This window comes from Tranquillimonas rosea, from assembly GCF_900111315.1.
In the GTDB taxonomy this organism is placed as follows: Bacteria; Pseudomonadota; Alphaproteobacteria; order Rhodobacterales; family Rhodobacteraceae; genus Tranquillimonas; species Tranquillimonas rosea.
This window is the reverse complement of the sequence record NZ_FOGU01000007.1, coordinates 136965-150502: the sequence shown is the minus strand read 5'-3', so window position 1 is coordinate 150502 and position 13538 is coordinate 136965. Positions and strand designations below refer to the sequence as shown.

At 65.3% G+C, this 13538-nt stretch carries 15 protein-coding genes and 1 tRNA gene; 5 read left to right on the top strand and 11 right to left on the bottom strand.

All coding sequences use genetic code 11. The features are described 5' to 3' along the window. Window positions 1-246: 246 nt before the first annotated feature. Window positions 247-323, bottom strand: a tRNA-Arg gene (locus BMZ25_RS13275). A 152-nt stretch (window positions 324-475) separates the two neighbouring features. Between BMZ25_RS13275 and BMZ25_RS13270 the strand changes: the two genes are divergently transcribed. After that, a complete protein-coding gene (locus BMZ25_RS13270) occupies window positions 476-2059 on the top strand; it encodes an SLC13 family permease (RefSeq protein ID WP_092694365.1) in 1584 nt (527 codons plus the stop codon). Window positions 2060-2066: 7 nt separating this feature from the next. Here BMZ25_RS13270 and BMZ25_RS13265 read toward each other — a convergent pair whose 3' ends face one another. The 10 genes from BMZ25_RS13265 to iscR all read right to left on the bottom strand — a co-directional run bounded on the left by BMZ25_RS13265 (window position 2067) and on the right by iscR (window position 10239). Continuing rightward, a complete protein-coding gene (locus BMZ25_RS13265; protein ID WP_092694363.1) occupies window positions 2067-3287 on the bottom strand; it encodes a cysteine desulfurase in 1221 nt (406 codons plus the stop codon). Next, window positions 3287-3877, bottom strand: a complete 591-nt coding sequence (locus BMZ25_RS13260) for a YIP1 family protein (RefSeq protein ID WP_092694361.1) — start codon at window positions 3875-3877, stop codon at window positions 3287-3289. Before BMZ25_RS13260 ends, BMZ25_RS13265 begins: the two co-directional genes overlap by 1 nt. Beyond that, entirely contained in the window at window positions 3867-4367 is a 501-nt protein-coding gene (locus BMZ25_RS13255) for a YIP1 family protein (RefSeq protein WP_092694359.1), read from the bottom strand. The genes BMZ25_RS13260 and BMZ25_RS13255 overlap by 11 nt, the downstream gene beginning before the upstream one ends. Continuing rightward, window positions 4368-5657 (bottom strand): SufB/SufD family protein, encoded by a 1290-nt coding sequence (locus BMZ25_RS13250; RefSeq protein ID WP_092694357.1) that lies wholly within the window; start codon window positions 5655-5657, stop codon window positions 4368-4370. Then, a complete protein-coding gene (gene sufC / locus BMZ25_RS13245; RefSeq protein WP_092694527.1) occupies window positions 5658-6413 on the bottom strand; it encodes a Fe-S cluster assembly ATPase SufC in 756 nt (251 codons plus the stop codon). Between the two features lie 56 nt (window positions 6414-6469). Next, entirely contained in the window at window positions 6470-6781 is a 312-nt protein-coding gene (locus tag BMZ25_RS13240; RefSeq protein WP_092694525.1) for a heavy metal-binding domain-containing protein, read from the bottom strand. Window positions 6782-6827: 46 nt separating this feature from the next. Further along, the gene (locus BMZ25_RS13235; protein WP_092694355.1) at window positions 6828-7043 is read right to left on the bottom strand and encodes a hypothetical protein; all 216 of its coding nucleotides are present in this window, start codon (window positions 7041-7043) and stop codon (window positions 6828-6830) included. After that, window positions 7040-8590 (bottom strand): Fe-S cluster assembly protein SufB, encoded by a 1551-nt coding sequence (gene sufB, locus BMZ25_RS13230; RefSeq protein ID WP_092694353.1) that lies wholly within the window; start codon window positions 8588-8590, stop codon window positions 7040-7042. Before sufB ends, BMZ25_RS13235 begins: the two co-directional genes overlap by 4 nt. Window positions 8591-8606: 16 nt before the next feature. Further along, the gene (locus tag BMZ25_RS13225) at window positions 8607-9653 is read right to left on the bottom strand and encodes a cysteine desulfurase family protein (protein ID WP_092694351.1); all 1047 of its coding nucleotides are present in this window, start codon (window positions 9651-9653) and stop codon (window positions 8607-8609) included. Window positions 9654-9771: 118 nt separating this feature from the next. Beyond that, window positions 9772-10239, bottom strand: a complete 468-nt coding sequence (gene iscR, locus BMZ25_RS13220; RefSeq protein ID WP_092694349.1) for a Fe-S cluster assembly transcriptional regulator IscR — start codon at window positions 10237-10239, stop codon at window positions 9772-9774. A gap of 159 nt (window positions 10240-10398) precedes the next feature. Between iscR and BMZ25_RS13215 the strand changes: the two genes are divergently transcribed. From BMZ25_RS13215 to BMZ25_RS13200, 4 genes are all read left to right on the top strand, one after another. Beyond that, window positions 10399-11052 (top strand): alpha/beta hydrolase, encoded by a 654-nt coding sequence (locus tag BMZ25_RS13215; protein ID WP_092694347.1) that lies wholly within the window; start codon window positions 10399-10401, stop codon window positions 11050-11052. Window positions 11053-11166: 114 nt separating this feature from the next. Next, a complete protein-coding gene (locus BMZ25_RS13210) occupies window positions 11167-12378 on the top strand; it encodes an NADP-dependent isocitrate dehydrogenase (RefSeq protein ID WP_092694345.1) in 1212 nt (403 codons plus the stop codon). A gap of 108 nt (window positions 12379-12486) precedes the next feature. Beyond that, window positions 12487-13098: a YitT family protein gene (locus tag BMZ25_RS13205; RefSeq protein WP_092694343.1), complete on the top strand. Its 612-nt coding sequence runs from the start codon at window positions 12487-12489 to the stop codon at window positions 13096-13098. A 59-nt stretch (window positions 13099-13157) separates the two neighbouring features. Then, on the top strand, window positions 13158-13493 hold the full coding sequence (locus tag BMZ25_RS13200) for a DMT family transporter (protein WP_092694341.1): 336 nt from the start codon (window positions 13158-13160) through the stop codon (window positions 13491-13493). Window positions 13494-13538: the final 45 nt, after the last annotated feature.

Here is a 13538-nt window from a genome sequence, read left to right as displayed (position 1 = left end):
CTGTAGAAAAGCTGGGCGCAGGCACCAAGCCCCGCATGACCTTGGAGGAGTCGTTCGAACACGCGATGCGGTTCCTATCAAGCCCTTGGACTATTTGGAAAAATGCTGACCTGACACTCAAGAAAACGGTGCTCAGACTAGCATTTTCGGAGCCTCTTCCGTATCGCCGGAACGAGGGACTTCGAACACCTAATTTAGCCTTCCCATTCAAGGCTTTAGGTGAATTCTGTACTGGAAAAAGTGAGATGGCGCACCCGCAAGGATTCGAACCTTGGGCCTCTGCCTTCGGAGGGCAGCGCTCTATCCAGCTGAGCTACGGGTGCGTTGGCGGCTCTATAGCTGTCATGGCGAAGGGCCGCAACCGTCATTCGCGGTCGGCGGAACCGGTGACGCCGCAAAGGCTTGTCCCTTCGGGCGTGGCGTCCCTGCGAAGCGTCGCCCTGCCCTGTAATTGCGTGCCACGGTCAGGATCGTCATGGAAGAACAAGCGCGACAGCCCGCCGAACCCGACGAGGGTGCTCCCGGTCCCAACGGGTCGAATCCCAAGTTGATCTGGGGCTTGCGGCTGGCGGGACTGGTCGCTGCCGGCATCGTCTACCTGCTGCTCGGCGGATCAGAGTCTCTGTCTCCTGACGCGCGCTGGGTTGCCGCGGTGGGCACGCTGATGGCCGTGTGGTGGATGACCGAGGCGATCCCGCTGGCCGCGACGTCGCTGCTACCGATCGTGCTGCTGCCTCTTTTAACCGACCGGACGGTGGACGAAACCACAGCGCCCTATGCCAGTTCGATCGTGTTCCTGTTTCTCGGCGGCTTCCTGATCGCCATCGCCATGGAGAAATGGGAGTTGCACCGCCGCATCGCCCTGCTCACGCTGCGGCAGGTCGGGGTCGAGCCCAAGCGGATCATCCTGGGCCTGATGATCGCCACCGGGTTCCTGTCGATGTGGGTGTCGAACACCGCGACGACGCTGATGATGCTGCCGATCGGGCTGTCCGTTCTGACGCTGGTGGTCGAGCGGTCGTCGTCGTCACAGGGCAAGGAGGTGGGCGAGGACCTTCAGGCCGGGCACCGTGTGTCTGACGTGATCGACGACCCGAACACCAGGGCGTTCGGGGTGTGCCTGGTGCTCGCGATCGCGTGGTCGGCCAGCATGGGCGGGCTCGGCACGCTTCTGGGCAGCCCGCCCAATGCCATCGTCGCGGGCTATGCCGCCGACGAGTTGGGCCGCGAGATCGGGTTTCTCGAATGGATGATGGTCGGCCTGCCGCTGGCCGCGATCTTCATCTTCATCGGATGGATCATGATGACGCGGCTGTTCTATCGTTTCGACCTCGAGGAGATCCCCGGCGGCCGCGAGATGATCGACGAGCAGATCGCCGGGCTCGGCTCTCTGAGCCAGGGCGAGAAGATGGTGATGGCCGTCTTTGCCGGCGCGGCGTTCCTGTGGATCGTGCCCGGCCTTCTGGCGAACATTCCTGGCCTCGCCTTCCTGGACAATCTCGACGATACCGCCATCGCCATCGCGGCGGGTCTGACGCTGTTCATCCTGCCGGGCCGCGGACGGGGCGAGATGGTGCTGAACTGGCGCGATGCCGAGAACGGACTGCCCTGGGGCGTGCTGCTCCTGTTCGGTGGCGGCCTGAGCCTTGCGGGTGCGGTGGCGGCCACCGGACTCGACAGCTGGTTCGGCGAGCAGGTGAGCGGCCTGGGCGTCCTGCCGACGATCCTGCTGGTCGCCTCGGTGGTGGCGCTGGTGATGTTCCTGACCGAGATCACCAGCAACACGGCCACCGCCGCGACATTCATTCCCGTGCTGGGTGGTGTCGCAGCGGGGATCGGCACCGACCCGATGACCCTGCTGATCCCGGCGGCCTTCGCGGCGACCTGCGCGTTCATGCTGCCCGTGGGGACGCCGCCCAACGCCATCGTGTTCGGCTCGGGCGCGGTGACGATCGGCCAGATGGCGCGCGGCGGGTTCTTCCTGAACCTCACCGGCATCGTGCTGATCACGGCGATCGCCTATCTGCTGGGCGGGATCGCGCTGGGGCTGGAGTTCTGATCCCGCCTCAGGCGAACAGTTCGTGGCAGAGCTCCAGTGCGTCGACCAGGACGTCGATCTCGGCCTTGGTGTTGTACATGCCGAACGACGCGCGGCAGGTGGCCGTGACGCCCAGATGATCCATGAGCGGGCCGCAGCAATGGTGGCCCGCCCTTACCGCGACGCCCTTCTTGTCGAGCACCGTCGAGATGTCGTGGGCATGGGCCGCCCCGTCGAGCGTGAACGAGAAGATCGCAGCCTTGTCCGGCGTCGTGCCCTGCTGCTGCAACCAGTTCAGCCCGCTCAGCCGGTCGACGGCATAGTCGCGCAGTGAATCCTCGTGCGCGGCGATGCTGTCCATGCCAACGTCCATCATGTAGTCCAGCGCGACACCAAGGCCGATCTGCTGGACGATGCCCGGCGTGCCCGCCTCGAACTTCATCGGCGGGTCGGCCCAGGTGATCTCGTCCCGATGGACCTCCTTGATCATGTCGCCGCCGCCGATGAACGGGCGCATCTCGGCCATCCGCTCCTTGCGGATGTAGATCGCGCCCGAGCCCGACGGCCCATAGAGCTTGTGCCCGGTGATCGCGTAGAAGTCGCAGCCGATGTCAGAGACGTCGACCGGCATGTGCACCGCCGCCTGACTGCCGTCGACGAGTACGGGAACGTCCCGCGCATGGGCGGCTTCGGTGATCGCCTTGACGTCGACCTTGGTGCCCAACACGTTCGACAATTGGCTGACGGCGACGAGCTTGGTCCGGGGGCCGATCGCGTCGATCACCTTCTGCGGATCGAGCGCGCCGGTCGAATCCGTCTCGACCCAATTCAGCACGACGCCTTGCCGCTCGCGCAGGAAATGCCACGGCACGATGTTGGCATGGTGCTCCATCACGCTGAGAACGATCTCGTCGCCCGGCTCCATCCGCGGCATTGCCCAGCCATAGGCGACAAGGTTGATCCCCTCGGTCGTTCCCGAATTCATCACGATCTCTTCGGAATTGCCCGCGCCGAGGAAGCGCGCGATGGTCTCGCGCACGCCCTCGTATTTCTCGGTCGCGATGGTCGACAGGGTGTGCAGGCCGCGATGGACGTTGGCGTATTCCTCGGAATAGGCACGTGTCATCGCGTCGATCACCGCCGTCGGCTTCTGCGCCGACGCCCCGTTGTCGAGATAGACGAGCGGCTTGCCGTTCACCTCGCGGCCGAGGATCGGAAAGTCGGCGCGGATGCGGTCGACATCGTACATCAGGCGGCTCCGTTGAGGGTTTGGCCGGTGAGCGTGATCAGGAACATCAGGACAAGCCCGATCCCCACCGAGACGAGCAGGAACAGCAAGAGCGACCGACCCAGCGAATTGAAACGGTGCATCTCGTCGACATAGATCAACAGCAGCACGATCGCGCCGAAGAACACGGCGATCATGAACAACCCGCCGATCGGCGGCAGCAACAGCATGAGCACCAGTTGCGCCAGCTGTGCCGCGAGCAGCACGAATTGCAGGAACGTCATCAGCAGGAGCGTGTCCGACAGGCTGCCCTGCCCGCCCATGCCACGGCCGACGCGCCAGAGCCCCAGCACCAGCGCCGCCTGCATCGACGCGAGCAGTCCGACCTGAGCGAAGGGCGACAGCGTCAGGACGGCGATCGACTCGGCCTCGGGCGGCGGCGGGACCATCAGGTCGGCCACCCCGGTCAGCAGCACGCTCAGGATGACCACCAGAACGAGTGCCGCCCACAGCGCGTCGAGCGGCAGGTCGAGTTTCAGCAATTCCCGCGCTGTGCCGCGCGGGTTGCGCAAGGTACGGCCGATCATCGGCACGAAGGCGTCAAGCCGCATCGGCGAACTCCCCGCTTTCGGCCAGTCTGAGGCCGAGGAACCAGAACACAAGAAACGTACCGAACGAGACCACCGCAACCAGCGTCTCGGCCGGCCCCGGACCGACAAAGCCGGCGGTGAGCCCCTGAAGCAACGCCAGCGGCGTCGTCGCCAGCAGCGCCCAGAACAGCGCCATGCGCGCGTCATACCACCGCGCCTTGCCGCCGAACAGCCTGGCCACGAGGTGCGACAGCGCCGCGATCAGGTAAAACAGCAACGGCGCAACGAAGATCCAGCCCAGCAACGCCCCGCCCAGAAGTGCCTGCAGCGTCAGGGACTCGTCGGCATGGGCCTCGCGCGCGATGCGGGGCCACTGGGCGATGTAATACAGCCCGCAGGCCAGCATCAGCGTCACCAGCGCCCGGTCCTCACGCGGAGGCCCGACCGCCCTGCGTCGCAGGGCGGCGGCGGGATTGCGATAGGTGGCCACGATGTCGGTCGTCAGGGCCATTCAGCCACGCCGGCGCGAGAGCCAGCCGTCGAGACGTTCCAGGATGTCGTCGGCCAGCTCCTGATCCTCGATCTCCTCGATCGCTTCGGCGAGGAAGGCGAGCACCAGAAGGTCCTGCGCGATGTGATGCGGCACGCCGCGCGCCCGCATGTAGAACAGGGCCTCCTCGTCGATGGCGCCCGTGGTCGAGCCATGCGAGCACGCCACGTCGTCGGCGTAGATCTCGAGCTCGGGCTTGGCGAGGAACTGGCTGTCGTCGTCCAGCAGCAGCGACTGGCTGATCTGGTAGCCGTCCGTCTTCTGCGCACCCTCCTTCACGAGGATCTTGCCCTGGAACACGCCGATGGCGCCGTTCCGCAGCACCTTCTTGAACACCTGGCGGCTTTCGCAACGCTCGGCGTCATGGGTGACGAACACGGTGTCGTCGTCATGGAACTTGCCGTCGCCCACCGAGGCACCCGCGACATGCGCGGTCGCGTCGTCGCCGGTGAACTCCAGCACGCACTCGTTGCGCGTCAGCACGCCGTTCACCGTCAGGGTGAAGGACTTGAACGTACTCCGTTCGCCGAGGCGGCCGAAGAGATGGGTCACGGCCTGACGCTCATGATCGCGGCCTTGGGCCCGGACATGGTGGAAGGTGCCGGTGTCGGCGACATCGACCTCCATCACCTTGTTGAACCGCGCGGCGGCCGGACCGTTCTCAAGCACGGTCACCTCGGCGCCTTCCTCGACCTTGATGACGTGGTGCAGGATCGCATCCGACGTCTCGGACTGGTGACGGTAGATCAGCGAGACGGGCTTTTCCGCCTTGCCGGTCGCCCGGATCACCACCCCGTCGGTCGCGAAGGCGGTGTTCAGGATCGCGAAGGGCCGCGCCACCGGATCCTGACCGCGGGCCTCGAGCGTGCCGTAAAGATCCTTGGCCCAGTGGATGTCGGTCGCCATCGCGTCGCTCAGGCGCGTGATCTCGAGCCCGGTGAGCGACAGGTCGTCCGAGGCCTCGGGATCGAACACGCCGTCCACGAACACGACCTTCAACCGGTCGATCGCGTCGAAGACCGGGTTCTCGCCGCCCGCGTCGAACAGCGCGGCCGGCGTCGGCTCGGGCGCGTTCAGGCTGTCGGGTTTCGTCCACTTCCAGTACTCGTCGCGGCGATGCGGCAGGCCGACCTTGCGCAGACGCGCCAGCGCGTCCTCGCGGATGCTCGTCGACCAAGCGGCGCCCTCGGGAATGGACAGAGCGGCCAGTTTCGCCTCGGTGGCGGTTTCCTTGACTTGCGGCAGCGCCATTTACGCGTCCTCCGCCTTCAGGTTCTCGTAGCCGTTCCGCTCGACTTCGAGCGCAAGGTCGGGACCACCCGTCTTGATGATACGGCCCTCGGACATGATGTGCACGACATCGGGCTCAATGTGGTCGAGCAGCCGCTGGTAGTGCGTGATCACGAGGAAGCCGCGATCTGGGCTGCGCAGCGCGTTGACGCCCTGGGCGACGAGCTTCATCGCGTCGACGTCGAGGCCCGAGTCGGTCTCGTCGAGGATGCACATCTTCGGCTCGAGCATCGCCATCTGAAGGATCTCGTTGCGCTTCTTCTCACCGCCCGAGAAGCCGACATTCACCGGACGCTTCAGCATTTCGGCGTCGATCTTCAGCTCCTTGGCGCGCTCGCGCACCAGCTTGAGGAAGTCGGCCGAGCTGATCTCGTCCTCGCCACGCGCCTTGCGCTGCGCGTTCAGGGCGGTGCGCATGAAGGTCATGTTGCCAACGCCCGGGATCTCCACCGGATACTGGAACGCCATGAAGACGCCCGCGGCGGCGCGCTCTTCCGGCTCCATCCCGAGGATGTCCTCGCCCAGCAGCGTGGCCGACCCGTTGGTGACCTCGTACCCGTCGCGGCCCGACAGGACATAGCTCAGCGTCGACTTGCCCGACCCGTTCGGGCCCATGATCGCATGTACCTTGCCGGCTTCGACATTCAGGTCGACACCCTTGAGGATTTGCTTGTCCTCCTCCTCAAGCTTGACGTGCAGGTTCTTGATTTCCAGCATATTTCCCATGTCTCATCCTTGCGCGGACCCATCGGCCCGCCTGTAGTGTCCAGAGCTCAGTCGAGCACGACGGCGGTGCCGGAGGCCGACACCATCAGCATCTTCTCGATGACCTCGTAATCCAGATCGACGCCGACGACGGCGTTGCCGCCCGCCGCCCGCGCCCGTTCCTCGAGTTCCGCGATAGCGGTCTCGCGCGCCTCGTTCAGGCTCTTCTCGTACGACCCCGAGCGTCCGCCCAGCACATCCGTGATGCCGGCAAAGAAGTCCCGGAACACGTTCGCACCCAGGATCGCCTCGCCCACCACGATGCCCTTGTAGGCGGTGATGGTGCGTCCCTCGACGGTGGGTGTCGTGGTGACGATCAGGTCCGTCTTTCCCCAGAATGCCATGCGTTCACTCCCGGATGTCGGTTCAGTGGCGCCGACGGGCGCTGCGCAGCACCATCCGCGCCAACGCCTCGCCCGCGGCGACGCAGATCACTGCCGCCAGCGGCAGCCGCCACATCGGCGCGTCAAGCCACCACGACAGGCTCGCGATCAGGCCGAGCGCCACCGCCGCCCCGATGAAGACCATGCGCAGGAAGCGCCCGCTCTTCGGGGCCCGTATGGCGTCGAGCTCCTTGCTCATCCGACCGACCCTTCAAGGCTGATCGCGACCAGCTGCTGCGCCTCCATCGCAAATTCCATCGGGAGCGCCTGCAGCACTTCCTTGCAGAACCCGTTGACGACCAGCGCGACGGCCTCTTCCTCGTCCATGCCGCGCTGACGGCAATAGAACATCTGGTCGTCGTCCACTTTCGAGGTCGTCGCCTCGTGCTCGACGCGGCTCGAGTTGTTCTTGACCTCGATGTAGGGAACCGTGTGCGCACCGCACTTGTCCCCGATCAGCAGCGAGTCGCACTGGGTGAAGTTACGGCTATCCTTCGCCTTGGGGTGAATCGACACCAGCCCGCGATAGGTGTTCTGCGCCTTGCCGGCGCTGATCCCCTTCGACACGATCCGCGACCGGGTGTTCTTGCCCAGGTGGATCATCTTCGTGCCGGTATCGGCCTGCTGGTAGTTGTTGGTGATCGCGATCGAGTAGAACTCGCCCTGGCTCTCGTTGCCCTTGAGCACGCACGAGGGATACTTCCACGTCACCGCCGAACCGGTCTCGACCTGGGTCCACATCACCTTGGACCGGTCGCCGCGGCATTCCGCGCGCTTGGTCACAAAGTTGAAGATGCCGCCCTTGCCCTCTTCGTCGCCGGGGAACCAGTTCTGCACGGTCGAGTACTTGATCTCGGCATCGTCCAGCGCAACCAGCTCGACGCAGGCCGCGTGCAGCTGGTGGGTATCGCGCTGCGGCGCCGTGCAGCCCTCGAGATAGCTGACCGAGGCGCGCTCGTCCGCGATGATCAGCGTGCGCTCGAACTGGCCGGTATTCTCGGCGTTGATCCGGAAATAGGTCGACAGCTCCATCGGGCATTTCACGCCCTTGGGCACGTAGACGAACGACCCGTCCGAGAACACTGCCGCGTTCAGCGTGGCAAAGAAGTTGTCCGAGTTCGGGATCACGCTGCCCAGATACTTGCGCACCAGCTCGGGGTGGTTCTGGATCGCCTCCGAGATAGAGCAGAAGATCACGCCGGCCTTCTCCAGCTCCTTCTGGAACGTCGTCCCGACGCTGACCGAGTCGAACACGGCGTCCACGGCCACCTTGCGACCGCTCTGGTCCTCCTCGCCGTCTGGCTCCTCGACCGCCTGCTCCTCAGGGTTCTCCACCCCGGCCAGGATCATCTGTTCCTTCAGCGGGATGCCCAGCTTCTCGTAGGTCTCGAGCAGTTTCGGATCCACGTCGTCCAGCGACTTCGGCTTCTCCGTCATCGACTTGGGCTTGGCGTAGTAATACTGCTCCTGGTAGTCGATCGGCGGATAGTTCACCATCGACCAGTCGGGCTCGGCCATCGTCAGCCAGCGACGATAGGCCTCGAGCCGCCAGTCGGTCATCCACTGAGGCTCGTTGTTCTTCTCCGAGATCAGCCGAACGATGTCCTCGTTCAGCCCCTTCGGAGCGTAATCCATCTCGATGTCGGTTTCCCAGCCGTGCTTGTAGGTGCCCGACAGGGCCTTCACCTGCTCGACGGTATCCTGATCGACGCCTTCCTTGACGTCCGCATTGTCCAAAGCAGCCATGTGTCGTTCTCTCCTCTCAGGCGGCGCGCGCCCGGTACCGTTTGATCGCCTTCGTCCATGTGTCGGCGAAGCGCAAGACATCCTCTTCCGTCGTCGAGGGCCCGAGGGACACGCGGATCGCCGACCCGGCCGTCCGCTCGTCGAAGCCCATCGCCCGCAGCACCCGGCTCGCGCGGACCTTGCCGCTGGAGCAGGCCGCCCCCGCCGACACCGCGACCCCCGCAAGGTCCATCGCCATGACCTGGGTCTCGCCCTTCCAGCCCGGAACGGCAAGGCAGGTGGTGTTCGGCAGGCGTCCCGCCTCCTTGCCCGCAAAGATAATATCTGTGTCGGCAGACGCCAGTGCGCTTTCTAGAATATTTCTAAGTTCGCGGACCCGCTCCCAGGCGCCGTCGGCCAACTCACGCCCTGCCGCCTCGGCCGCCGCGCCGAATCCGGCGATGCCGATGACGTTCTCGGTGCCCGAGCGGCGGCCCATCTCCTGTCCGCCGCCACGGATCTGCGCGGCCAGGTCGGTGCCCTGCCGCATCACCAGCGCGCCGACACCCTTCGGCCCGCCGATCTTGTGGGCCGACACCAGCGCCATCTCCGCGCCCGACCAGTTGAACGCCACCGGCAGCTTCCCCAGCGCCTGGGTCGCGTCCGTCACGGCCAGCCCCTCGGGCAGATCCTGGATCACGCCGGTCTCGGAATTGGCCATCTGCAGCACGCTGCGCGCGGGATCGCTCACCCTCACCTGGCCTGCGCCATCAACCGGCAGGTCGGCCGCGCACCAGGCCGCCACCGCGTCATGCTCGATGTCGCCGCACACCAGGTCGCGGCCGCCACAGGCCAGCGCCGCCGCCTCCGTCGCGCCCGAGGTAAAGACCACGTCGGCCCCCTCGGCCCCGAAGGCCGCCGCGAGCTGCGCCCGCGCGCGCTCCACGATACCCTTTGCCGCCCGCCCCTCTGTATGGACCGAGGACGGGTTTCCGGTGACATCCATCGCCGCGACCATCGCCGCCCGCGCCTCGTCGCGCAGCGGCGCCGTCGCATTCCAATCGAGGTAGATGCGCCCGCCCATCACGGCCGCACCTTCTTCTGCCCCGAAATATCCCGGGGGAGTCGCCGAAAGGCGACGGGGGCAGCGCCCCCTGAACATCGCGCGCACCGCAGGCGCACCGAAAGGTCATGCCGCGGGGTCACGCCTCGTCCTCCTCCACGACGGTGAACAGGGTCGGGACCGCTGGGCACGGGGCCAGCTCGTTGGCGACCACGTCCGACAACCGCGTCTGGTGCAGGAAGACATAGACATGGGCGCTGAGCCCTTCCCACAGCCGGTTCGACAGGGATTGCGCCTTGGTGCCCGACAGCCCGCCGCTGGCGCCGCCGCCGGTATGCATCGCGCTGACGGTCTCGTCCACGGCGCCCAGGATGTCGGCCACGCGGATCTCGGCGGCCGGGCGTGCCAGGCGATACCCACCGCCGGGCCCGCGCACCGACGTCACCAGCCCCGCCCGCCGGAGCTTGACGAAGAGCTGCTCGAGATAGGGAAGAGAAATCTTCTGCCGCCGGCTCAGGTCGGCCAGGGACACCAGTCCCTCGCCGCCCGCCAGGGCCAGGTCGCACAGCGCGACCATCGCATACCGTCCCTTGGTACTCAGTTTCACGCGCTGCGATCCTTGTTCAGTTGACGCTCATGCCACGGCGGATTAGGTCACGCGCACCCCGAAGCACCGGTGCCGCCATAATTTAGAACTTTTCTAAACTTTCCGAGCGTTTTCGTCAACTAACGCCGCGGCTCCCCGAGAAAGGATCGCAGAACGCCCATGCCCGAGGTCATTTTTCCCGGTCCCGAAGGTCGACTGGAGGGGCGCTACCATCCGCAGACGACAAAGGATTCGCCGATCGCGATCATCCTGCACCCGCATCCGCAATTCGGCGGGACGATGAACAACAGGGTCGTCTACAACCTGCACTACGCGTTCCACAACCTTGGCTTCAACGTCCTGCGCTTCAACTTCCGCGGCGTCGGGCGCAGCCAGGGCGAGTACGACCAGGGCGTCGGCGAATTGTCGGATGCGGCCAGCGCACTCGACTATCTCCAGTCGATGAACCAGAACGCCAAGCATTGCTGGGTCGCCGGCTTCTCGTTCGGGGCCTGGATCGGCATGCAGCTGCTGATGCGCCGGCCCGAGATCACCGGCTTCGTCTCGGTCAGCCCGCCGGCCAACATGTACGACTTCTCGTTCCTCGCGCCCTGCCCGTCCTCGGGCCTGATCGTGAACGGCGGCGCCGACCGCGTCGCACCGCCCAAGGACACGCACGCCCTGGTCGGAAAGCTTCAGGACCAGAAGGGCATCACGATCACCCATTCCGAGATCGAGGGCGCGGGCCACTTCTTCGAGGATCCGAACATGGAGCAGATGATCGGCACGGTGGACGATTACGTCCGCCGGCGGCTGACCGAGAACACGCGTTAGCGGCCGCGGCCGCGGTTTTCTGTATACCGCGGCATACCATCTTCCCTCACGGGCACGTTTCGGCTATGGCTCGCCACAGCCGAAACCCGTTCAACCGCAAGGGATGTGTGCCCCATGGCGAAAATCAAGGTGGAAAACCCCGTCGTCGAGCTCGACGGCGACGAGATGACCCGGATCATCTGGGACTTCATCAAGCAGAAGCTGATCCTGCCCTATCTCGACATCGACCTGCTCTACTACGATCTGGGCATCGAGGCGCGCGACGACACAGACGACCAGATCACCGTCGACGCGGCCAACAAGATCAAGGAAATCGGCGTCGGCGTGAAATGCGCCACCATCACCCCCGACGAGGGGCGGATGGAAGAGTTCAAGCTCAAGCGTATGTACCGCTCGCCCAACGGCACGATCCGCAACATCCTCGGCGGCGTCGTCTTCCGCGCGCCGATCATCTGCCAAAACGTCCCCCGGCTCGTCCCCGGCTGGACCCAGCCCATCGTCATCGGCCGTCACGCCTTCGGCGACCAGTATCGCGCCACCGACATCAAGTTCCCCGGACCGGGCAAGCTGTCGATGAAATTCGTCGGCGAGGACGGCACCGAGATCGAGGAAGAGGTCTACGACGCTCCGTCGGCCGGCGTGTACATGGGCATGTACAACCTCGACGAGTCGATCCGCGACTTCGCCCGCGCCTCGTTCAACTACGGCCTCAGCCTTGGCTGGCCGGTCTACCTGTCGACCAAGAACACCATCCTCAAGGTCTATGACGGCCGCTTCAAGGACCTGTTCCAGGAGGTCTACGACACCGAGTTCAAGGACAAGTTCGAGAAGGCCGGCATCACCTACGAGCACCGCCTGATCGACGACATGGTCGCCGCCGCGATGAAGTGGTCGGGCGGCTATGTCTGGGCCTGCAAGAACTACGACGGCGACGTGCAGTCGGATACGGTCGCACAGGGCTTCGGCTCGCTCGGCCTGATGACCTCGCAGCTGATGACGCCCGACGGCAAGGTGGTCGAGGCCGAGGCCGCGCACGGCACGGTCACGCGCCACTTCCGCCAGCACCAGCGCGGCGAGCAGACCTCGACCAACTCGGTCGCGTCGATCTACGCCTGGACCGGCGGCCTCAAGCACCGCGCCGACCTCGACAAGAACGACGACCTCAAGCACTTCGCCGAGACGCTCGAGCGCGTCGTCGTCGAGACCGTGGAAAGCGGCCATATGACCAAGGACCTCGCCCTTCTGGTCGGCCCCGACCAGGGCTGGCTGACCACGCAGGGTTTCCTCGACAAGATCGACGAGAACCTGCAGAAAGCCCTCAACTGAGGCGAACGTCCAGTTTTTGGGCAGCACAGCCACGGGGGCCGGCCATGCGCCGGCCCCTTTTTCGTCCGGCCCTTGGCCGGCAGCCGCACGGTGGATTAGGTCTGTCCAATGGAAATCGATGAAGAGCAGGTCAGGCACAGCCTGACCGACGATGTGCAGGGCCTGGGGCTGGGTGTCTTCCTGTGCTCGATCGGTCTGACGATCCTGACCCATGCCGGACTGATCACGGGCCAGACAGCCGGGATCGCGGTGATCCTGTCCTATGTCACCGGCTTTTCCTTCGGCACGATCTTCTTCGTCATCAACCTGCCGTTCTACGTTCTGGCCTATCGCCGTTTGGGACTGGAATTCACCGTCAAGTCGCTGATCTCGGTGACGCTTCTGTCGGTACTGACGGACCTGCTCCCCATGGGGTTCGAGATCGCGCGGCTCGAGACATGGCTGGCCGCCCTGATGTTCGGCGCCACCACAGGGATCGGGATACTGGCGATGTTCCGGCACCGCGGGTCGCTGGGCGGGTTGGGCGTCGTCGCGCTTCTGGTGCAGGACACGACCGGGTTCCGCGCGGGCTATGTCCAGCTGATCGCCGACGTGGTGATCTTCGCCACCGCCCTGTTCCTGTTCCCGCTCGACGTGGTGATCTGGTCGCTTTTGGGCGCTTTCGTCCTGAACATGACAATCGCCTTCAACCACCGCCGCGACCGCTACGTGGCGACCTGAGGCTTTTCCTTCGCCGCCGCGACGTCTAGGAGACGGGGGATTCCACATCGGAGAGCCCCATGCCGGTGCAGTACGTGTACCTGATCCTTGCCATCGCGACCGAGACCATCGGTACGACGGCGCTGCAGATGAGCCAGCAATTCACCCGCCTCGGCCCCTCGCTCGTGGTGCTGGTGGGCTACGGCCTGTCGTTCTGGCTGATGGCCATGGCGTTGAAATACATGCCGGTGGGCATCGTCTACGCGATCTGGTCGGGGCTCGGGATCGTGTTCATCGCCGCGATCGGCTATGTCCTGTTCCGGCAGACGCTGGACCTGCCCGCGCTGATCGGCATCGCGCTGATCATCGCCGGCATCCTCGTCATTCACCTGTTTTCCTCGAACACGCAGCACTAGGCGCTGGCCATCGACGGCCCTGCACGTTAAGGCCCGCCGGACGCT